Source organism: Cellulomonas sp. S1-8, assembly GCF_026184235.1.
In the GTDB taxonomy this organism is placed as follows: domain Bacteria; phylum Actinomycetota; class Actinomycetes; order Actinomycetales; family Cellulomonadaceae; genus Cellulomonas.
The window spans coordinates 946,533-964,795 of record NZ_CP110806.1; the positions used below are offsets into that span (position 1 = coordinate 946,533).

Consider the following 18,263-nt stretch of genomic DNA (forward strand, 5'->3'; position numbering starts at 1 on the left):
GGCGCGTCGGACAGACGTCCATGATCGGGCCGAGATCTTCGTGACCGGAGCGTGACAATCCCGCAGGGCGTCATGTACGTTCGTCCTGCTTCTTGGAACCCTCCTCCGTGAAGCCCTCGAGCGGAACGCCTAGCCCTGCCGCCGCTCGCAGGTCCGTACGACTCGCCGGCAGGGGCGGGGGAACCACGGTTTGTGGGCACCGGAAGTTCGGTGTCCTTGGGGTGAAGCCGGGAAGACGGAACGACAGCGGCGCACGCAGGTGCGCAGCAGGTTGCGACGGACGACCGGCCGGGTGTTCTCCCACCCGAACCCGACAGCTCACCTCGTAGGCGCCAGGAGAGGCACGACTTTGTCCGAAAGCATCACCAAGGCGCGTCACCGCGCCGCGCGTCGTCCGTCGACGCCCCTGACCGAGTTCGCCTGCGCTGCCTCCGAGCAGATGGGCACCGTCGGTCGACGGACCGCTGTGGTCGCCGCGTCGTCCGGGCTGATGGTCTCCATGATCGCGGTCCCGTCCCACGCAGCCGATCGCGATGCCGCCCCGGCGCTCGCCGCGGTCGACACGGCAGCCCTCACGGCTTCCGCGCGGGCCGTCCTCAACACCTCTCCCGTCGTGGCCTCGCCCGCCGAGGCCGTCTTCACGGTCGACGCACCGGTCGTCACGGCCGAGAAGCCCCCGCCGCCGCCGGAGCCCGTGCGCACCACGCGCGCCGCGTCCCGCACGGCAGAGCGCGTCGCCACGGCCTCCGCCGAGGTGGCCAGCAACCCGGCCCCGCAGTCGGTCGCCGGCAACGCGGTCCTCGAGATCGCCGCCCGCTACGTGGGCGTCCCGTACGTCTCCGGCGGGTCGTCGCCCGACGGCTTCGACTGCTCCGGGTTCACCTCGTACGTGTACGCGCAGCTCGGCATCTCGCTGCCGCGCACGTCGTCCGCGCAGCGCAACGCCGGGACCGTCGTGTCCCGTGCCGACGCCCAGCCCGGCGACCTGGTCTGGAGCCCCGGCCACATCGGGATCTACGCCGGCGACAACCAGATGATCGACTCGCCGCGTCCCGGCAAGACGGTCCAGTTCCGGTCCATCTGGCAGAGCAACCCCACCTTCATCCGGATCGGCTGAGCCGGTCCCATGCCGCAAGGCCCCGACGACGTCCACGTCGTCGGGGCCTTGTCGCGTCCGGGGGACCCCGCGCGCCGCACCCTCTGAGCACAATGGACGTGCGCGTACCCTGGTCCCGCATCCACGCTGTTCCCTCTCGCCCCGTGCCGGCAGCCAGCCGGCCCGACTCCCGAGGTCAGGAGTGCACCGTGCTGACGACCGCCGCGGACCAGGCCGCCCCCCACGACGTCGGGCGTGCGCCGATGCCGTCACGCACGCTGCTGCTCAACGCGAGCGGTGACCCCCTGTGCATCGTCACGCTGCACCGCGCGGTCGTCCTCGTCATGAGCGGCAAGGCGACCGTCGTGGAGTCCGACGGTCGCGTCCTGCACTCGCCGCACGTGCAGATGCCGCTGCCCGTCGTCCTCGTGCTCACCCGGTACGTCCACGTCCCGATGCGCCGGCCCGTGCCGCCGACGCGGCGCACCGTCCTGCAGCGCGACGACCACCGCTGCGTGTACTGCGGCGGCGGCGCGGACACCGTCGACCACGTGCAGCCCCGGTCCCGCGGCGGACGGCACGAGTGGACCAACGTCGTCGCCGCGTGCGTCCGGTGCAACCACCGCAAGGCCGACCGGACCCTGCGTGAGCTCGGCTGGGAGCTGCCCTTTCAACCGCGGGCACCGCGGTGGTCCGTCACCGTCGGCGGCGCCGCGGGCCGCGCCGAGCCGGCCTGGTCGCCGTACCTCGTCGCCTGACCGCGGCGACGCGTCCGGCGGGCGCGTCCGCGGGATGGTCCCGACGCGCCCACCTCCCGGTTCACCTGGGCGGGGACACCCCGCGCTGTGCCACGATGGCCGGAACCGGACACCCACCGGCGCACCGAGGCGCCGGACGCGACGGAGGTCGGCATGACGCGTGAGCACGAGATCCTCGTGGGGGTGGACGGCTCCGCCGCCAGCCTGCACGCCCTGGACTGGGCCGCCGCCGAGGCCCGTACCCGCGGTCTGGGGCTGCGGGTCGTGGTGGCGTACGCGTTGCCCTCGTTCACCGCGGCGTCGCTCGACGGCGGGTACGCCGCTCTCGACGACGAGACCATCCGCGCCGGCGCGCAGGCCGTGCTCGACGAGGCGCTGACCCACCTGGGCACGCCCGGGGTGCCCGTGCACGGGCGCGTCGTCACGGGCGACGCCGCGGGCGTGCTGGTCGACGAGTCCCGTCGGGTCGAGCTCGCCGTCGTCGGGACGCGCGGTCGCGGCGGGTTCGCGGACCGGCTGCTGGGCACCGTGTCGTCGGCGCTGCCGGCGCACGGGTTCTGCCCGACGGTGGTCGTGCCGCTGCGGGGGGCGGACGGTCAGCCGCTCGCCGACGGTGAGACGGTCGACGTGAAGCCGGTGGGCCGCATCGTCGTCGGCGTCGACGGCTCGCCACCGGCAGAGCGTGCGCTGCGGGCCGCGATCCGTGAGGCCCTGGCGTGGGACGCCGAGCTGTACGCGGTGTCCGGGGTGCCGATCGCGTCGATGACGGGCGCGCTCGCGTGGCTGCCGTCCGCGGTGGACCACGAGCAGGTGCTCAAGGACATGGCTGAGGGGCTCGACGTCGTCGTGGACCGCGCGGTCGCGGAGTACCCCGGTGCGCAGGTGCAGCGGCACGTGCTGGACGGCACGGGAGCCGAGCTGCTCACGGAGTTCTCCGCGGCGACCGACCTCGTCGTCGTCGGGTCGCGGGGTCGCGGCGGGTTCGCCGGGCTGCTGCTGGGGTCGACGAGCCAGGCCGTCCTGCACCACGCGCGGTGCCCGGTGATGGTCGTGACGACCCGCGGCGACGCCCCCGCGTCGAGCTGACGCGTCGCGCCCACGGCCGGGGGCGTTTGCCGGGCGTCGGGCTGGGCCCGTGGTTTCAAGGCGTCGGTGACGGGTCCGGGCTCGGGAGGGCGTCCGGGCGTCGCACCAGGGCGGACAGGACCACCGTGGAGCGCGTGCGGGCGACGAACGACTCCGCCGCGAGCCGTTCGACGACCTCCTCGAGGTGCCGCATGTCCCGTGCTCGGACCTGCACGACCAGGTCGACGTCGCCGGTGACCGTGCTCGCCGAGACGACCTCCGCGTAGCGCTCGACCGCCGCACGCATCGTCGTCGGGCTCGTCGACCCCTGGCAGAAGATCTCCACGAACGCCTCGGTGTGCCAGCCGAGCGCCGCCGGGTCGAGCCGCACCGTGAAGCCGCGGATCACCCCGCGCTCGCGGAGCCGGTCGACACGGCGCTTGACGGCCGGCGCCGACAGCGAGACCTCCGCCCCGACCTGGGCGAACGTCGCGCGCGCGTCGCGGGCGAGCGCCCGCAGGATCGCCTGGTCGAGGTCGTCGAGCCGCTCGGGGTGCACGTGTCCCATCGTGACGGATCAGGGCGGACGTCCCGGTCGCCCGATCTGCACGGATGTGCAAGACAACTGACCATATGTTCCCTGAATTGCGGCGCATTCGCTCAGGTCGGACGCTGCGAGTGCCGATGCGTCGAATAGACGCGACCACGCCTTACGGGGGGACCGATGAGCGGACGGCAGGACACCGGCGCACGCCGGACGACGGGCACGACCGGCACGAGTGCCTCGGCCGCCGCGCCACCGCCCGCCACCGGAGCCCCGCCGGCCGCCGCGCCACCGCCGGGCACCGCGCCCGCGCCGCTCATCCCGACACAGGCCGGGCACGTCGTGTCGGCCCCGGTGCCGGTGGTCCCGGCCCGCGTGACGCTCGTCCCGACGCAGGCCACCGCCCCGACGGGGACGCTGCCCGTCCTGGCACCGCCCGTCCCGACGGGCGCGCCGGTCGGCCCGGTGACGGCGTCGCCCGCACCGGCACCCGCGCTCGAGGACCTGGACGTCGCGCCCGCCGCACAGCCCGCCCGACCGCACAGCCGGCAGGTCGTCGCGCTGCTCACCGCCGCCGCCGTGCTCGTCTCGGCCGGTGGCGTGTGGGCCGTCCAGCAGGACCGGGCGGGGCGCGCCGACGCGCTGCGCGCCACCCAGGCCCGCGTCGCCGTCGCCCAGGCCGCACTCGCCCCGGAGCTCGCCGCCGGCCGTGCCGACGGGATCGTCGCCGGTGCCGCCGTCGCCACCGCCCTGCGCGCCGACACGGCCGCGTCCGGCCGCGCTGCCGTCGACCAGGCCACCGCGACCCTCACCGCCGCAGCGCAGGCCGGTGACGGCCCGCGCGGGGAGCTGCAGACCGCCATCGGCGGGGCGGCGGCCGTGCTCGACGCACCGGCCGTGTCCCTCACGACGCTGCGTACGAAGACGGCGGCGATCGCCGCACCCCAGCAGGCCGTCGTCGACGCGCAGGCCGCGTGGCAGGCCGCCGAGGACGCGCGCATCGCCGCCGAGGCCGCTGCCGCCCAGGCCGCCGCGCAGGCGGCCGCAGCGCGCGACGCGATCCGCGGCAAGGTCACCTCGGTCCGACCCCCGGCGAGCAGCCGGCCGAGCCCGGGTGGGTCCGGCGGTGCCGCTCCGGCCGCGCCCGCGGAGGCGGGGCTCGCCACCGCCGGCTCCGAGGCGTCGTCCGGTGACGTCGGTGCGGCGCTCAACGCGCACCGCGCCGCCAACGGCCTGGGTGCCCTGTCGATCGTGCGCTCCGGTGCCCGCGTCGAGCACGCCATGCAGATGGCCGCGTCGGACAGCATCTGGCACTCCGGCACCCGCGCCGGCTCGCCCAAGGCGCGTCCGGAGATCGTCGGGCGCGTCAGCCCCGGCAACGCGTCCCGCATGATCGCGGCGTACGCGGCCTCGAGCGGACACAACGAGCAGATGCTGGGCGGCTACTCGACGGCCTACATCGGCGCGGTCTCCCACGACGGCTGGCTCTACACGTCCATCACCTTCGGCTGACCACCGACCCACGTCCGACCCCCACCCCACCCACCCGCTGGCGCCGAACTCGTGGTTCGGCGGGCTTCCGGGGGGCGGGAGCCGCTGAACCACGAGCCCGGCGGGCGGGGTCGGGGGGTCAGGGGGTCGTGAGGGCCGTCGTCAGGTGGTCGAGGGCCCGGTCGAGGTCGGCCGGGTCGATCGTCAGGGGCGGGGCGAGGCGGATCGTGCCGCCGTGGGTGTCCTTCGCCAGGACGCCGCGCGCGAGCAGCCGCTCGCACAGCTCGCGGCCGGTCGCCGGGCCACCCGGGACCGACGGGGCGATGTCGAGGCCCGCCCACAGGCCGACCGTGCGCAGGCCGGTCAGCAGCCCGTCGTCCATGAGCTCGGCCAGCCGGTGGCCGACGTGCTCGCCGAGCGTGCGGGCGCGGGCCTGCAGCGTCCCCGGGGTCAGCAGGTCGACGACGGCCAGCCCGACGGCGCACGCGAGCGGGTTGCCACCGAAGGTGGACCCGTGCGTCCCGGCGGTCAGCACCTCGAGGACGTCGGAGCGCCCCACGACCGCGGACACGGGGAGGATCCCGCCGCCGAGCGCCTTGCCGAGGGTCACCAGGTCGGGCTGGACGTCGAACCGTTCGCACGCGAGCGTCGCACCGGCGCGTCCCAGGCCGGACTGGATCTCGTCGGCGATCAGCAGCACGCCCGCGTCGTCGCACAGCGCCCGCACTCCTGGCAGGTACTCCGACGGCGGCACGACGACGCCCTGCTCGCCCTGCACGGGCTCGAGCAGCACCGCGACCGTCGTCTCGTCGATCGCGGCGGCCAGCGCGGCCGTGTCGCCGTACGGCACGGTGACGAACCCGGGCGTGAAGGGGCCGAACCCGCGGCGGGCGTCCGGGTCGGACGAGAACGACACGATCGTCGTCGTGCGGCCGTGGAAGTTGCCGTCCGCGACGATGATCGTCGCGCGGTCCGCGGGCATGCCGCGCACCTCGTAGCCCCACTTGCGGGACGCCTTGATGGCCGTCTCGACGGCCTCGGCACCCGTGTTCATCGGCAGGACGAGGTGCGACGTCCCGGCCAGCAGCGGGCCGACGAGCCCGACGAGGGCGCGCGCGAACGGCTCCAGCAGGTCGTGGTCGAAGGCCCGCGACGTGAGCGTCAGGCGGTCGACCTGCGCGTGCGCGGCCGCGACGAGCGCGGGGTGCCGGTGCCCGAAGTTCAGGGCCGAGTACCCCGCGAGCAGGTCGAGGTACCGCCGGCCCTCGGTGTCGGTGACCCAGGAGCCCTCACCCGTCGCGAGCGTGACGGGCAGCGGGTGGTAGTTGGGGGCCAGCGCGGAGGCCTCGACGAGGGTGCGCACGGCTCAGACCCGGATCTCGAGCGTGCAGCACTTGGCGCCGCCGCCGCCCTTGAGCAGCTCGGACGTGTCGACGGGCAGGGGCGTGAACCCGCGATCGCGCAGCGCGTCGGCGAGGTGCACGGCTCGGGGTGCGACGACGACGTGCTGCCCGTCGGACACGGCGTTGAGGCCGAGCGCGGCCGCGTCGTCGTCGTCCGCGAGGATCGCGTCGGGGAAGAGCTGGGCGAGCACGCAGCGCGACCCGGGGGAGAACGCCGGCGGGTAGTACGCGATCTGCGGCGCCGCCGCGTCCGACGACAGCACGGCCAGCGCGGTGTCGAGGTGGTAGTACCGCGGGTCGACGAGCTCGAGGGAGATCACGGGACGACCGAACAGCTCCTGCGCCTCGGCGTGCGCGCTGCGCTCGGTGCGGAAGCCCGTGCCCGCCAGCACCAGGTCGCCGACGACGAGCATGTCGCCCTCGCCCTCGTTGGTCGACGCCGCCGTGTGCGTGACGTAGCCCCGGTCCGCGAACCACTTCTGGTAGGCGGGACCCTCGGCCTGCCGCTGCGGGTACCGGAACCGCGCCGAGTAGACCATGCCGCCGACGACGGTCGCGCCGTTGGCCGCGTACACCATGTCCGGCAGGCCCGGGACGGGCTCGATGGTGTCGACCGTGTGCCCCAGGTCCAGGTAGGTGTCGCGCAGCGTGCGCCACTGCTGCACGGCCAGCCCCGTGTCGGTGGCGCGCGTCGGGTCCATCCACGGGTTGATCTCGTAGGACACCGTGAAGTGGGTCGGCTCGCACATCAGGTAGTGCCGGGGGGTGGCGCCGGGGGCGTGAGTGGTCATGAGGCTCCTCGCGGGGGGACGGGGCTGCGGGGTCGGCGCCGGGGGGACGGCTCGTGACGAGCGTACGATCGGGTCGGCTGAACAGGGCGTAGGCCACGTTGCGCGCCCATGCGCGATCCATTGCGTGGTCGAGGATCTGGCAAGCGATCTGTTGTGCCGTCACCTACCGGAAACATGGATCGATGTCGCCGGAAACCGGGATCAGTCGCTCGGGCGCTCCGCCGACGTCAGGTCCCGCGCAGCCCGCCGCAGCACCACGCGCAGCATCGCCCCCAGCAGGGGCGCCGTCACGCGGGCGGTGAGCTCCCGGGGCAGCGGTCCCGCCAGCGGCACGTGCTCGGTCCACGTCACGCGGCACGTCGACGGGCCCGTCGGGACGACGACGACGGTCGCCTCGCCCAGCAGCACGGGACCCTGCTTGGCGAACACCGCGACCCCCGTCGCGCCGCCCGCGTCCGTGCCAGGCGGGTCGAACCGCGTGACGACCATCCGGTCGGGCAGGCCCGGCAGCCCGCGGCGCGCCCCCGGCCCCGACACCGCGGCCACCCGCTGCCCCACACCGGTCGGGCCGTCCACCTCGACACGCGTCATCGGCACCCACGCACCGTGCCGTCGCGCGTCGGTCAGGGCGTCCCACGCGACGTCCGCGGGGACGGGCAGGGCGCGGGTCACGGCGGCGGTACCGGGTGCTGCGGCGGGGGTCACCCGTCGATCCTCGCGCGGGGTAGCGTCGTGCGCATGCAGACGCGCGCGCTGGGGCGGACAGGACGTCAGGTCGGGGTCGTGGGGCTGGGCTGCTGGCAGCTCGGCGGGGACTGGGGAGTCGTCGCGGACGACACCGCCCACACGGTCCTGGAGGCCGCGGTCGGCGCGGGCGTGACGTTCCTCGACACCGCCGACGTCTACGGCGACGGACGCTCCGAGCGGACCATCGGCGCGTTCCTCGCGTCTCGTCCCGACGTCGCCGAGCGCGTCACCGTCGCGACCAAGATGGGCCGCCGCGCGGACCCGCACGAGCCGGGCGCGTACACGTACGACGCGTTCTGCCGGTGGACCGACCGCAGCCGCGAGAACCTGCGCACCGACACGCTCGACCTGGTCCAGCTGCACTGCCCCCCGACCGCGGTGCTCAGCACGGACGCCGTCTTCGACGCGCTCGACCGGATCGTCGAGGACGGCCGCGCCGCCGCGTACGGGGTCTCGGTGGAGACGGTCGACGAGGCGCTCGCCGCCATCGCCCGCCCGCACGTCGCGAGCGTCCAGATCATCCTCAACGTGTTCCGACGCAAGCCGCTGGAGCAGGTGCTCCCCGCGGCCGCCGAGGCCGGCGTCGGCATCATCGCGCGCGTGCCGCTCGCGTCGGGTCTGCTGTCCGGCAAGTACGACGAGCACACCCGGTTCGCGTCGGACGACCACCGCAGCTACAACCGCCAGGGCGAGGCGTTCGACGTCGGCGAGACGTTCTCGGGCGTCCCGTACGACGTCGGCGTGGCCGCGGCGCAGGACGTCGCGGCGCTGACCCCGTCGGGCATGACGACCGCGCAGCTCGCCCTCAAGTGGATCGTGCAGCAGCCCGGTGTGTCCGTCGTGATCCCCGGGGCGCGCACGCCCGCGCAGGCGCAGGCCAACGCGGCCACCGACGCCTTCCCCGACCTCCCGCCGGCCACGCTGACGGCCCTCGAGCAGCTCTACGACACCCAGATCCGCCAGCACGTCCACACCCGCTGGTGACCTGACCGCCCCGTCCCAGCCGTCGAGTGCGGGGGAAACGCCACGAGTGCGGGGGTTGTTTCCCCCGCACTCGTGCTGTTTCCCCCGCACTCGACGGGGTGGGGTCCGGGGATGGTCGGGCCTGCTACGTCAGCGGCGGCGGCCCAGGAGGCGGCGTCGGCCGCGGGCGTCGTCCGGTGCCGCGTCGCCGGGGACCGGTGGCAGGGTGCGGGCGTCGGCGGGGCCGACGTCGATGACGCGCGGGAACGTCTCCGGCGGCGGGCCGAACGCGAGCCGCGCGCCCTTGACGACTGTCCCACCGAGGGCGCGTCCGCCCGCGACGCCGACTGCCGCGCCGATGCCGTAGGGCGCGAGGCGTCCCAGCGCGACGCCACCGAACCGGGCGGCCTGCGTGCGCACCAGCTTGCGGGTGAGCTGGTTGTTGACCTTCTTGACCGTGCCCATGGGCATGCGCGTGAGCAGGAGCTTGCCGACCCGGATCGTCGTGAGCTCGGTGACGTCGCCGACGACCTTCGCGCCGGACTCGCCCAGCAGCGTCGCGAGCAGCAGCGCCTTGCGGCGCTCGGTGTCGGCGACCTCGATGCCGTGCACCGACGCCACGGCCAGCGAGAACGCCGCCGACGCGCCGAAGAACGTCGCCACGTCGCTGAGGGTCAGCGCGGTGGCCAGACCCGTCCCGACGATGGGTGCGGCCGCCGCGGCACCCACCGCGCCGCCCGTGCCCGCCACGACCAGCAGGTACTCCTTCTCCAGGAGGCGGATGATCTCGTCCGGCCCCGCACCGGGGTTGCGGCGCTTCACGCCCTCGACGTGCGCGTGGATCGTCGCGGACGGGATCGTCACCGCCTTCTCGAGGGCGGCCTGCACCAGGCGCGGCACGTCAGCGCTCCCCGGCGACGGTGAGCGTGGTCGTCGCGCCGTGCTCGAGCGTCCGGCCCACCGTGCAGTGCTCGTCGACGGACCGGTGCACGACCGTCAGCAGGCGGTCCCGCGCGGCGTCGTCGAGGCTCGTCAGGTCGACCTCCATCACCTCGGCGAGAGCCGGGTACCGGTCCTCCGTGGGGTGGGACAGCCCGCCGACGCGGATCGTCACCTGCACGTCGTCGCCGAGGCGGCGGGCGAGCGCGGCGTCGGACGACAGGCCCGAGCACGCGCCGAGCGCGATCTTCAGCAGCTCGCCCGGGGTGAAGGCGTCGGGGTCCCCGAGGGAGCCGATCCGCACCTCCCCGCCGCGTGAGCTGCGGCCCACGTACTGGCGTGTCCCGGTGCGCTCGAGCCACAGCAGGGTGTCGTCCGCGTTGGCCATCGGGTCCTCGGCGAGGACGCGCGCGTCCTGGTCGGCTGTCATGCGCCCGATCTTCGCACGCACCTTCGACGCGCGCCCCGCGGGCGTCTCACGCGATGCTGAAGAGCAGGAACGCGAGCGCGAAGCCCATGGTGCCGATGATCGTCTCCATGACGGTCCACGTCCGCAGCGTCGTCGGGACGTCCATGCCGAAGAACCTGCCGACGAGCCAGAACCCCGAGTCGTTGACGTGGGACGCCATGACGGAGCCGGCCGCGACGGCCAGGACGATGGTCGCGAGCTGCACACCGGAGAAGTCGCCCGCGGCGACCGCGGGCTGGATGAGTCCGGCCGTCGTGATGAGCGCGACCGTCGCGGAGCCCTGCGCGATGCGCAGGATCGTGGAGATGAGGAAGCCCGCGACGATGACCGGCAGCCCGATGTCGCCCAGCGCCTCCTCCAGCGCTCCTCCGATGCCCGACGCCCGCAGCACCGCCCCGAACATGCCGCCGGCACCGGTGATGAGGATGACCGAGCACACCGGCCCGAGGGCCGACTCGAGCAGCCGCTCGATGGTCGCCTTGTCCCGCCCGCGGCGCGCGCCCATGACGTACGCGGCCACCAGCACAGCGATGAGCAGCGCGACCGGCGTCGACCCGACGGCGCGGGCCACCTGCACCCAGGCCGCGTCCCCGTCGACGACACCCGCGCTGCGCAGCGTGTCCAGCCCGGTGTTGAGGAAGATCAGCGCCAGGGGGAGCAGCAGGACGCCCAGCACGGTGCCCAGGCTCGGCGGGTTGTCGGGCTGCTCCTCCTGCGTGCCCAGCAGGTCCGGCACGGGCAGCCGCCAGCGGCGGCCGGCCCACTGCCCGTACAGGTAGGAGCTGACGAACCACGTCGGCAGCGCCACGACGAGGCCCAGCAGGATCACCATGCCGGGGTCGGCGCCCAGCAGCTCGGACGCGGCGACGGGCCCCGGGTGCGGGGGGACGAAGACGTGCATGACGGAGAACGCGCCCGCCGTCGGCAGGCCGTACGTCAGCACCGACCCGCCGAGCCGCCGAGCGACCGCGAACACGATGGGCAGCATGACGACCAGGCCCGCGTCGAAGAAGATCGGGAACCCGAAGATCAGGGACGCGACGCCCAGCGCGAACGGGGCGCGACGCTCCCCGAACCGGCCCACGAGGGTCTCCGCCATGACGGCGGCACCACCCGACGTCTCGACCATCCGCCCGAGCATCGCCCCCAGGCCGACGAGCAGCGCGACCGAGCCGAGCGTCGTGCCGAACCCCGACGTGATCACGTCGACGACCGACCCCGCCGGCACCCCGGTCGCGAACGCCGTGAGCACCGAGACGAGGATCAGCGCGAGGAACGCGTGCAGCCGCAGCCGGATGATGAGGAAGAGCAGCAGGACGATGGCGGCGGCAGCGATGCCGAGCAGCGGCCCGGCCCCGAGCGTCTGTTCCCAGTCCTCCGGTGGCACGGCGTTCCCCCCGTCGTGCAGGGCCGCCGCCCTCGTCGTCGGGGGCCGGGCGACGCCTACGGGACCCACTCTGGCGGAGACGTCCCGGACCGGCCACCCGGGTGACGCGCGCGCGGTCCCTCACCTGATCAGGTGGCATGCGGGTCGTGCGAATCGCCCGAACCCGGCGTGAGCCACGGGGTTCGCGCGTCGGCCGCGTGAAGGTCGTGTGACGGGCCTTCCGTCGGGAACACCAGGTGCGGTGCGATCGTTTCGATGACCAGGATGAAGAGATACGAGGAACTCGAGACAGAGGACGGCAAGGTCGTCCGTTACCAGCGACACGACAACGGCGGCGGGCTCGTCGCCAAGGGGGCGCAGGTCGACGCCACCGCGTTCGTCGCCGACTCCGCCTGGGTCGACCCCGGCGCGGTCGTCGAGGCGGGTGCGTCCGTCGGCAAGTTCTGCTGGGTGGAACCCGGGGCCGTCGTGCGTGAGCGCGCGCGGCTCGGGTCGCACGTGCACGTCGGCCGCGAGGCGGTCGTCGGACGCGGTGCCCGCCTGGGGGTGCGTGTCGACGTCGGCGCACGGGCTCGGCTCGACGCCGGGCTCGTCGTCGGGCCGGAGGCGCGGGTCGCCGAGGGCGCGCACGTCGAGCGCAGCGGCATCCCGCCGCACGTGCTGGCCGCCTGACCGTCACCGCCTGACCGTCACCGCCTGACCCGTTCGCCGGCGCGCGCGTCGGCCGCACGGGTGACGTGCGTGCGTCCGGCCCCGCGACGCCCGCACGCTCGGGCACCCTGGGTGTCGACGCGGCCGCGGGCCGCCCGGAGGCGTGGGGGTCGGCATGGGGTGGTTCGGGCGCAAGGCGCAGCAGCAGGCGGACGAGGCGCTGCCGTTCCTCGGCGTCGACGACGCCGCGCACCTGCGGACGCTCGCCGCCGACACGTTCGCGCGCGCGGGGTGCCCGGTCGTCGTCCACGACGACCACCTCGCGGCCGCCGACGGCCGGCAGTTCGGCCTGTGGAACATGGCTGCGATGTGCCACGAGGCGGGTCCGCGCAGCGCGTGGCAGGACGTGGTCTCCCGCCACGCCGAGCAGGTGCTGCACCCGCCGCCGGGCCCCGACGAGCTGTCCGCCGACGAGCTGCTCGACATCGTCGTGGAGCGGCTCGCGGCCGTCGACCAGCTCCCCGAGCAGTTCCGGGCGCGGCTCGGCTACGCCACCGAGGTCGGTGAGGGGCTGCTGCGGGTGCTCGTCGCGGACTTCCCGGCGACCGTCGCGACGCTCGGTGACGACGACGTCGCCCGCGTCGGACTCGAGCGCCTGCAGACCGCCGGGCGCGCGCGCCTGCTGGCCGAGCCGACCGCCTACGAGCAGATCGAGCTCGAGGGCGGGGCGCTGCTCGAGATGCTCACCGGGGAGTCCGTGTACGTGGCGAGCAAGCTGCTGGTGCTCGCGGACGTCCTGCGGTCGCTCCACGGCGAGCGCGCCTACCCGGACGGCGTCCTCGTCGGCGTCCCCGACCGGCACAGCCTGATGCTGCACGTGCCGGTCGACGGGGGCGTCGTCGCGGCGCTGCAGAGCATGGCGGGCGGCACCGCGAAGATCTGGTCGTCGGCGCCCGGCGGCGTCTCGCCCTGCGTGTACTGGTGGCGCGACGGCACGCTGACGACGGTCAGCCGGCTCACCGAGCAGGGGCGCGTCGCCGTCGAGGTGCACGACGAGCTGGGAGCCGTGCTGAACCGCCTCGCCGCGGCATGATGTGCGCCATGCGCAGCGACATCTTCGACCAGTCCAACCTCGAGGTGGCCACCGGGGAGCGGTTCGCCCTGCAGAGCCCCAAGATGCTCAAGGTGACCCTCGGTGAGCCGGTGCTGTCCGCCAAGGGCGCGATGGTCGCCTACCAGGGCAACGTGCAGTTCCACCACAAGGGCTCCGACTCGATCACCCAGTTCATGAAGCGGGCCATCAGCAGCGACGACCAGGCGTTGATGACGGTGGCCGGCCAGGGCGACGTGTTCTTCGCGCGCCGGGCCGAGGACGTGTTCCTCATCCAGCTCGAGGGTGACGCGATCAGCGTGGGCGGCACCTCGCTGCTGGCGTTCGACGCGGCCCTGCAGTGGGACCTGCACCGCACGCGCGGCGCCGGGATGATGACCGGCGGCATGTTCAACACGCTGATCCACGGGCACGGGACCGTCGCGCTGACGTCCGACGGCAAGCCCGTCATCCTCGACTGCTCGCAGCAGCCCACGTTCGTGGACCCCAACGCGGCCGTGTGCTGGTCGGCCAACCTCGTGCCCGACGTCGTGTCCAGCATGAACATGACGTCGCTGCTGCGCGGCGGTACCGGCGAGGCGTTCCAGTACAAGTTCCACGGCCCGGGGTTCGTCGTCGTGCAGCCGTCGGAGGGGTTCTCGGGGGCCGTGCAGGCGGGCTGACGCGGCGCGGGTGAGGGCTGTGCGTACCGGGTGAAACCTCGGACGGGTCTGGTTGTCCGGTATGTCCCGGTGCCAGATTGGGTCACGACGCCGGTCGACGACGGCCGGCGCGCGCGGCTGGGGGCCGGCATGAGCGCACGGACGTACGGGTACGGACGGGTCGGACGAGCGGTGCCGGTGGTTGCGGCGTTGCTCCTGGGGCTGGCGGCCGGGCCGGCGGACGCGGCGCCCGCCGTCGACGGGCCCGCCGGCTCGGAGGCGTTGGGGACCTCGGAGCTGGCAGGTGCGCGGGGCCAGGACCTGGTCAGGGGCCGGTACGTCCCGCGGGCCGTGGACCTCGGGGTGCCCGGTGAGCGGAGCCAGGCGCTCATGGTCAGCGAGTCCGGCGTGGTCGTGGGGACCTTCCAGGACCCGGACGGTCCGAGCAGGACGTTCCGGTGGCGCGACGGGACGCTCGAGATCCTCACCGGTGTCGAGAACTCCTACCCCACGGACGTCAACAGGGCCGGCCAGGTCGTGCTGTACGGCGACGGCCCCTGGTTCCGGTCGCAGGCGTTCCTGTGGGACGTGGACGGCACCCTGACCCAGATCTTCGAGAACGACGCGGAGGTCGCCGCCTACGACATCAACGACCGCGGCGTGGCGACCTTCCAGTTCACCTTCATGTTCGGCTCCACCGCCGGGCGCTGGGACCGGGCGCAGGGCCCCCACCTCTTCGAGCCCGAGAACGCGGTCGAGAGCGGCGTCGCCCGGGGCAAGTCCCTCAACGAGCGGGGCGAGGTCCTCGGTTGGCTCCTGGAGCCGGACTACGTGACCGGCGTCGGCTGGGTCTGGCGGGACGGCGCCTTCACGTATCTGCGCGGCCCGGCCGGCGCGAGCGTCACCCCCCGGGCGATCAACGAGCGGGGCCAGGTGCTCGGCTACGCCGGGGCGACCGCGACCGCGGTCCTGTGGGAGCGCGACGGGCGCGTCCGCCCGCTCGACCCGAAGGGGTTGTTCTTCAGCGGCCCCGTGCTCAACGACCGGGGTGTCGCGGCGGGCAAGGCCGTGCCGCCGGGTTCCACGACGTCGCGTGCGGCGATCGCCGACGTCCGCGGGGTCACGTTCCTCGGCGGCTCCGGCGCGTTCCCGAGCGCGGCGGTCGCGCTCACGAACCACGGCCTCGTCGCCGGGTGGGCCGCGCGTGACGCCGCCGGTGCGCCGCGGGCGACCGTGTGGGTGCTGGGCAAGCCGGTCGCGCTGGGGGAGCAGGTCGGGGGCGTCGCCGGCGTCGAGAGCACGGCGCAGGACGTCAACGAGCGCGGGCTGGTCGCCGGCACCGTGACGACCGCGACCAGCAACGGGCAGCCTCTGGCGTCCCGGGCCGTCGTGTGGGAGCTCGTGCCGCGTCGCTGACCGCAGTCGAGGGGGGAGTCATGCGATCGAGTACACGTGGTGCCGGATCCGGTGCGACGGGGGAGCGCGGGCGTGCGGCGGGTGCGCTGCTCGTCGTCGGCGTCGCTGCGGCGTTGCTGGGGACCGTCGTCGCCCCGTCGTCGGCATCGTCCGCGTCGTCCGCGGAGCCGGAGGGTGCGTCGCAGCTGGACGGGGGCCACCGAGGCGGGAGGACGCCGCACCCGGTCGACCTGGGCGTCCCCGGGGAGACCAGCGACGTCGTCGCCGTGAGCGACTCGGGTGTCGTCATCGGCTCGTACTCGGACGACGGCGTCCACACGCGGGCGTTCCGGTGGCGCGAGGGCGTGATCGACGTGATGCCCGGCCTGACGTCCTCCCGGCCGGAGGACGTCAACGACGCGGGGCAGGTCGTGATCAACGGTCGCTACGGCGACGAGCCGCTGCGTCCGTTCCTGTGGCAGCCCGACGGGACCGTCGTGGACCTGCTCGGTCCCGGCGGCGTCGGCAACCCCGGCGGGATCAACTCCCGCGGCGACGTCGCGCTGACCGTGCAGGTGCCCGGGCAGGACGGCCAGCACTACGCCGCCGTCTGGCAGGACGGCGTGCTGCACCGCCTGGCCCCGCCGGAGATCGCGTTCTCGGTCGTCGCGGACGCGCCCGCGATCAACGACCGGGGTGAGGTCACCGGCATCGCGATGGTCGGGACGACGCAGACCGCGTTCGTCTGGCGGGACGGCGCCATGCACCTCATGGACACCCCCGACGGTGGCTACACCCTGGGGGCAGCCATCAACGAGCGCGGTCAGGTGTACGTGGGGACGCCGGACGGCATGGTGGTGTGGGAGCCGGACGGGCGGGTCGGACCGGCGGTCGCGGAGTTCGGGGCGATGGCGTTCGGTGACCGAGGTGGCGCCGTGGGCTTCGTGTCGCCGGCTCCCACGTTCAGGCCCGTCCCCGCCGTTCTCGACCGGCGCGGTGTGACGCTGCTGCCCACCCTGGGTGGCCCCGACGGTCAGGTCTACGGCACGAACGGTCGGGGCATGCACGTCGGGTGGTCCGCGACCGCGCAGGGCGAGCTCCTTCCGACCGCCTGGGTCCGGGGCCGCGCGGTGGCGCTCGGGGGGCGGCTCCGTGGCGTGGGCACGGCGAGCGAGGGGTGGGCCCGGGACGTCGACGCGCGGGGACGGGCAGTCGGCATGCTGCACTTCGCCCCCGGCGGCGAGGACTACGTCGAGCGCGCGGTCCTGTGGGAGCTGGGACGTCACCCGTGACCACCCCCGATCGCTCGCCGGAACCGTGAAGGGTTGTTGCCGGAGTCCGGCAACAACCCTTCACGCTCTCGCCCGGCCGGTGGCGGTCAGGCGCCGAACAGGCGTCGCCACCACGAAGGGCGCGGGGGGACGAGCCCGGGGGTGTGGGTCGAGGCGTCGGTCAGGGGAGGCGCCACGACGGAGGACGGCGGCGGGGGCGGGGGTGCGGCGGCCGGCGCCGGGGCGAGCGTCGGCGGGCGCTCCTGCAGCGTGACGCGGACGCGCTCCAGGAGGTCGTCGACCTGCTGCATGTCGTACCCCTCGCGGAACTTCGTCGCCTGGAACCGCTTCTTCAGCACCGTGTCGGGGGTCACCGGGGCGACCATCGCGATGCCGGCCTCACCGGCCCGCAGCGTCGCGACCACCTCGTCGAGGAAGTCGTCGACCTCGTCCTGGTCGTACCCCTCGACGAACTTGGTGGAGGAGAACTTCTGGTTGAGGACGTCCTCGGCGGTCAGCATGTGCCGATCGTGTCACCGACGGTGTGGCCCCGCGTCGCCCCGTCCACAGCTCACCCGCCTGCGCGGGCGGAGGGCCGGACCCGGAAGTGGGCGAACGTGTGACCACATCCGTCGGCGCCGAAGGTATATGTGACCACGACCAGCCGGGCCGGGGACGGCCGGGTCGGTGTCATCCGGACGGGGGAGCGAGCGTCCCGGGAGCGAGGTGCGGGCGTCGCTAGGGTGGCCCGATGGAGACCGAGCTCATGCCGGCGGCGTACGACATCGTGTGGTCGATCGCCGTGCTGGCCGTCCTGCCGCTCGTGGTCGCCGCGCTGCTGCGGTGGCGGGGACAGGAGGCAACGACCCGAGTTGCCGTCGCGTGGCTGCTCGTGATCCTGCTGGTGCCCGCGCTCGGCGCCGCCGTGTACCTGGCGGTGACGACGGGTCGCGCCCGGCCGGACGGAGCGCAGGCGGCGGGCGGACCCGCGCACGAGGGTCGGTAGATCCGCTCCTCGAGCGGACCTACGTCCCAGGCACCGCCGTGGGCGCGTGACGAGTCTGGCCGCATGGGCACCGACGACGCGACGGACGTCACGTCGCGCGCTGCCCGCAGGACGACGCTCGCGCTCGAGGCGCTGACGGCCGTGGGTGCCGTCGCCGGGGTGCAGGGCTTCCTGGTGGGTGCGTTCGACCCGCTGGTCGACCAGCTCCACGACGCCTGGCCGGTCGTCGCGGGCCGCGTCCTGCCGGCCGTCGCGCTGGGCGCCGCGGTGGCGCTGCCGCAGGGCCTCGCCCTCGTTCTGGGCGTGCGACGTCACCCGCGGGCGGCCGACGTCGGCCTGGTCTGCGGTGCGGCACTGACCGCCTGGGTGACCCTCCAGCTCCCGCTGATCGGCTGGGGCTCGCCGGTGCAGTGGGTGTTCGCCGGTGTCGGCGTCGTGCAGGTCGCGGCAGCGACGGCCTGGCGACGTCACGAGCGGCGGTCCCGAGCGACCGAGCCGAGCAGTGCCGCGTCCCGTGCATGACCGGGATCGGTCG

The 18,263-nt window shown here is 74.4% G+C and carries 20 protein-coding genes and 1 riboswitch; of the genes, 12 read left to right on the forward strand and 8 right to left on the reverse strand.

Annotated elements, in window-relative coordinates:
* Positions 1-116 precede the first annotated feature (116 nt).
* Positions 117-346, forward strand: a riboswitch (cyclic di-AMP (ydaO/yuaA leader).
* A 3-nt stretch (positions 347-349) separates the two neighbouring features.
* From OKX07_RS04330 to OKX07_RS04340, 3 genes are all read left to right on the forward strand, one after another.
* Positions 350-1,117 (forward strand): C40 family peptidase, encoded by a 768-nt coding sequence (locus OKX07_RS04330; RefSeq protein WP_265630629.1) that lies wholly within the window; start codon positions 350-352, stop codon positions 1,115-1,117.
* Positions 1,118-1,305: 188 nt separating this feature from the next.
* A complete protein-coding gene (locus OKX07_RS04335) occupies positions 1,306-1,854 on the forward strand; it encodes an HNH endonuclease (protein ID WP_265630630.1) in 549 nt (182 codons plus the stop codon).
* A gap of 153 nt (positions 1,855-2,007) precedes the next feature.
* The gene (locus OKX07_RS04340; protein WP_265630631.1) at positions 2,008-2,940 is read left to right on the forward strand and encodes a universal stress protein; all 933 of its coding nucleotides are present in this window, start codon (positions 2,008-2,010) and stop codon (positions 2,938-2,940) included.
* A gap of 55 nt (positions 2,941-2,995) precedes the next feature.
* Here the strand turns inward: OKX07_RS04340 and OKX07_RS04345 are convergent, their stop codons facing one another.
* Positions 2,996-3,478, reverse strand: coding sequence for an Lrp/AsnC family transcriptional regulator (locus tag OKX07_RS04345; RefSeq protein WP_265630632.1), 483 nt, complete (start codon positions 3,476-3,478; stop codon positions 2,996-2,998).
* Positions 3,479-3,643: 165 nt separating this feature from the next.
* Between OKX07_RS04345 and OKX07_RS04350 the strand changes: the two genes are divergently transcribed.
* Positions 3,644-4,975 (forward strand): CAP domain-containing protein, encoded by a 1,332-nt coding sequence (locus OKX07_RS04350; RefSeq protein WP_265630633.1) that lies wholly within the window; start codon positions 3,644-3,646, stop codon positions 4,973-4,975.
* A gap of 118 nt (positions 4,976-5,093) precedes the next feature.
* Here the strand turns inward: OKX07_RS04350 and rocD are convergent, their stop codons facing one another.
* The 3 genes from rocD to OKX07_RS04365 form a co-directional block, all read right to left on the reverse strand.
* Positions 5,094-6,317, reverse strand: coding sequence for an ornithine--oxo-acid transaminase (gene rocD / locus OKX07_RS04355; RefSeq protein ID WP_265630634.1), 1,224 nt, complete (start codon positions 6,315-6,317; stop codon positions 5,094-5,096).
* A 3-nt stretch (positions 6,318-6,320) separates the two neighbouring features.
* On the reverse strand, positions 6,321-7,148 hold the full coding sequence (ddaH, locus tag OKX07_RS04360; RefSeq protein WP_265630635.1) for a dimethylargininase: 828 nt from the start codon (positions 7,146-7,148) through the stop codon (positions 6,321-6,323).
* 201 nt (positions 7,149-7,349) lie between these two features.
* A complete protein-coding gene (locus tag OKX07_RS04365; RefSeq protein WP_265630636.1) occupies positions 7,350-7,853 on the reverse strand; it encodes an SRPBCC family protein in 504 nt (167 codons plus the stop codon).
* 33 nt (positions 7,854-7,886) lie between these two features.
* Between OKX07_RS04365 and OKX07_RS04370 the strand changes: the two genes are divergently transcribed.
* On the forward strand, positions 7,887-8,879 hold the full coding sequence (locus OKX07_RS04370; protein ID WP_265630637.1) for an aldo/keto reductase: 993 nt from the start codon (positions 7,887-7,889) through the stop codon (positions 8,877-8,879).
* A gap of 129 nt (positions 8,880-9,008) precedes the next feature.
* On the opposite strand, the gene OKX07_RS04375 is transcribed toward OKX07_RS04370, so the two are convergent.
* From OKX07_RS04375 to OKX07_RS04385, 3 genes are read right to left on the reverse strand one after another with little or no spacing between them, the layout of a single operon-like run.
* Positions 9,009-9,758 carry a hypothetical protein gene (locus OKX07_RS04375; RefSeq protein ID WP_265630638.1) on the reverse strand — a complete coding sequence of 250 codons (750 nt, stop codon included), beginning with the start codon at positions 9,756-9,758 and terminating at the stop codon, positions 9,009-9,011.
* Position 9,759: 1 nt separating this feature from the next.
* Complete coding sequence (locus tag OKX07_RS04380; RefSeq protein WP_265630639.1) at positions 9,760-10,227, reverse strand: OsmC family protein; 468 nt, start codon at positions 10,225-10,227, stop codon at positions 9,760-9,762.
* A 46-nt stretch (positions 10,228-10,273) separates the two neighbouring features.
* Positions 10,274-11,653, reverse strand: coding sequence for a GntP family permease (locus OKX07_RS04385; protein WP_265630640.1), 1,380 nt, complete (start codon positions 11,651-11,653; stop codon positions 10,274-10,276).
* 264 nt (positions 11,654-11,917) lie between these two features.
* Between OKX07_RS04385 and OKX07_RS04390 the strand changes: the two genes are divergently transcribed.
* The 5 genes from OKX07_RS04390 to OKX07_RS04410 all read left to right on the forward strand — a co-directional run bounded on the left by OKX07_RS04390 (position 11,918) and on the right by OKX07_RS04410 (position 16,743).
* On the forward strand, positions 11,918-12,325 hold the full coding sequence (locus OKX07_RS04390) for a transferase (protein WP_265630641.1): 408 nt from the start codon (positions 11,918-11,920) through the stop codon (positions 12,323-12,325).
* Positions 12,326-12,479: 154 nt separating this feature from the next.
* Positions 12,480-13,397 (forward strand): hypothetical protein, encoded by a 918-nt coding sequence (locus tag OKX07_RS04395; protein ID WP_265630642.1) that lies wholly within the window; start codon positions 12,480-12,482, stop codon positions 13,395-13,397.
* 8 nt (positions 13,398-13,405) lie between these two features.
* A complete protein-coding gene (locus tag OKX07_RS04400) occupies positions 13,406-14,077 on the forward strand; it encodes an AIM24 family protein (protein WP_265630643.1) in 672 nt (223 codons plus the stop codon).
* A 129-nt stretch (positions 14,078-14,206) separates the two neighbouring features.
* Positions 14,207-15,472 (forward strand): hypothetical protein, encoded by a 1,266-nt coding sequence (locus OKX07_RS04405; RefSeq protein WP_265630644.1) that lies wholly within the window; start codon positions 14,207-14,209, stop codon positions 15,470-15,472.
* Between the two features lie 20 nt (positions 15,473-15,492).
* A complete protein-coding gene (locus OKX07_RS04410) occupies positions 15,493-16,743 on the forward strand; it encodes a hypothetical protein (RefSeq protein WP_265630645.1) in 1,251 nt (416 codons plus the stop codon).
* A gap of 86 nt (positions 16,744-16,829) precedes the next feature.
* Here OKX07_RS04410 and OKX07_RS04415 read toward each other — a convergent pair whose 3' ends face one another.
* Positions 16,830-17,243, reverse strand: a complete 414-nt coding sequence (locus OKX07_RS04415; protein WP_265630646.1) for a DivIVA domain-containing protein — start codon at positions 17,241-17,243, stop codon at positions 16,830-16,832.
* Positions 17,244-17,473: 230 nt separating this feature from the next.
* On the opposite strand from OKX07_RS04415, the gene OKX07_RS04420 reads away from it, so the two are divergent.
* Both OKX07_RS04420 and OKX07_RS04425 read left to right on the forward strand, forming a co-directional pair.
* The gene (locus OKX07_RS04420; protein WP_265630647.1) at positions 17,474-17,728 is read left to right on the forward strand and encodes a PLD nuclease N-terminal domain-containing protein; all 255 of its coding nucleotides are present in this window, start codon (positions 17,474-17,476) and stop codon (positions 17,726-17,728) included.
* A gap of 63 nt (positions 17,729-17,791) precedes the next feature.
* Positions 17,792-18,250, forward strand: a complete 459-nt coding sequence (locus OKX07_RS04425; RefSeq protein WP_265630648.1) for a hypothetical protein — start codon at positions 17,792-17,794, stop codon at positions 18,248-18,250.
* Positions 18,251-18,263 lie beyond the last annotated feature (13 nt).

Excerpts from the sequence above, each read along its gene's own strand:
- OKX07_RS04410 (WP_265630645.1), top strand. The coding sequence starts at position 15,493 with ATGCGATCGAGTACACGTGGTGCCGGATCCGGTGCGACGGGGGAGCGC.
- ddaH (WP_265630635.1), bottom strand. The coding sequence starts at position 7,148 with ATGACCACTCACGCCCCCGGCGCCACCCCCCGGCACTACCTGATGTGC.
- OKX07_RS04390 (WP_265630641.1), top strand. The coding sequence starts at position 11,918 with ATGAAGAGATACGAGGAACTCGAGACAGAGGACGGCAAGGTCGTCCGT.
- OKX07_RS04420 (WP_265630647.1), top strand. The coding sequence starts at position 17,474 with ATGGAGACCGAGCTCATGCCGGCGGCGTACGACATCGTGTGGTCGATC.
- OKX07_RS04400 (WP_265630643.1), top strand. The coding sequence starts at position 13,406 with ATGCGCAGCGACATCTTCGACCAGTCCAACCTCGAGGTGGCCACCGGG.
- OKX07_RS04405 (WP_265630644.1), top strand. The coding sequence starts at position 14,207 with ATGAGCGCACGGACGTACGGGTACGGACGGGTCGGACGAGCGGTGCCG.
- OKX07_RS04395 (WP_265630642.1), top strand. The coding sequence starts at position 12,480 with ATGGGGTGGTTCGGGCGCAAGGCGCAGCAGCAGGCGGACGAGGCGCTG.
- OKX07_RS04350 (WP_265630633.1), top strand. The coding sequence starts at position 3,644 with ATGAGCGGACGGCAGGACACCGGCGCACGCCGGACGACGGGCACGACC.
- OKX07_RS04380 (WP_265630639.1), bottom strand. The coding sequence starts at position 10,227 with ATGACAGCCGACCAGGACGCGCGCGTCCTCGCCGAGGACCCGATGGCC.
- OKX07_RS04425 (WP_265630648.1), top strand. The coding sequence starts at position 17,792 with ATGGGCACCGACGACGCGACGGACGTCACGTCGCGCGCTGCCCGCAGG.
- OKX07_RS04415 (WP_265630646.1), bottom strand. The coding sequence starts at position 17,243 with ATGCTGACCGCCGAGGACGTCCTCAACCAGAAGTTCTCCTCCACCAAG.
- OKX07_RS04370 (WP_265630637.1), top strand. The coding sequence starts at position 7,887 with ATGCAGACGCGCGCGCTGGGGCGGACAGGACGTCAGGTCGGGGTCGTG.
- OKX07_RS04340 (WP_265630631.1), top strand. The coding sequence starts at position 2,008 with ATGACGCGTGAGCACGAGATCCTCGTGGGGGTGGACGGCTCCGCCGCC.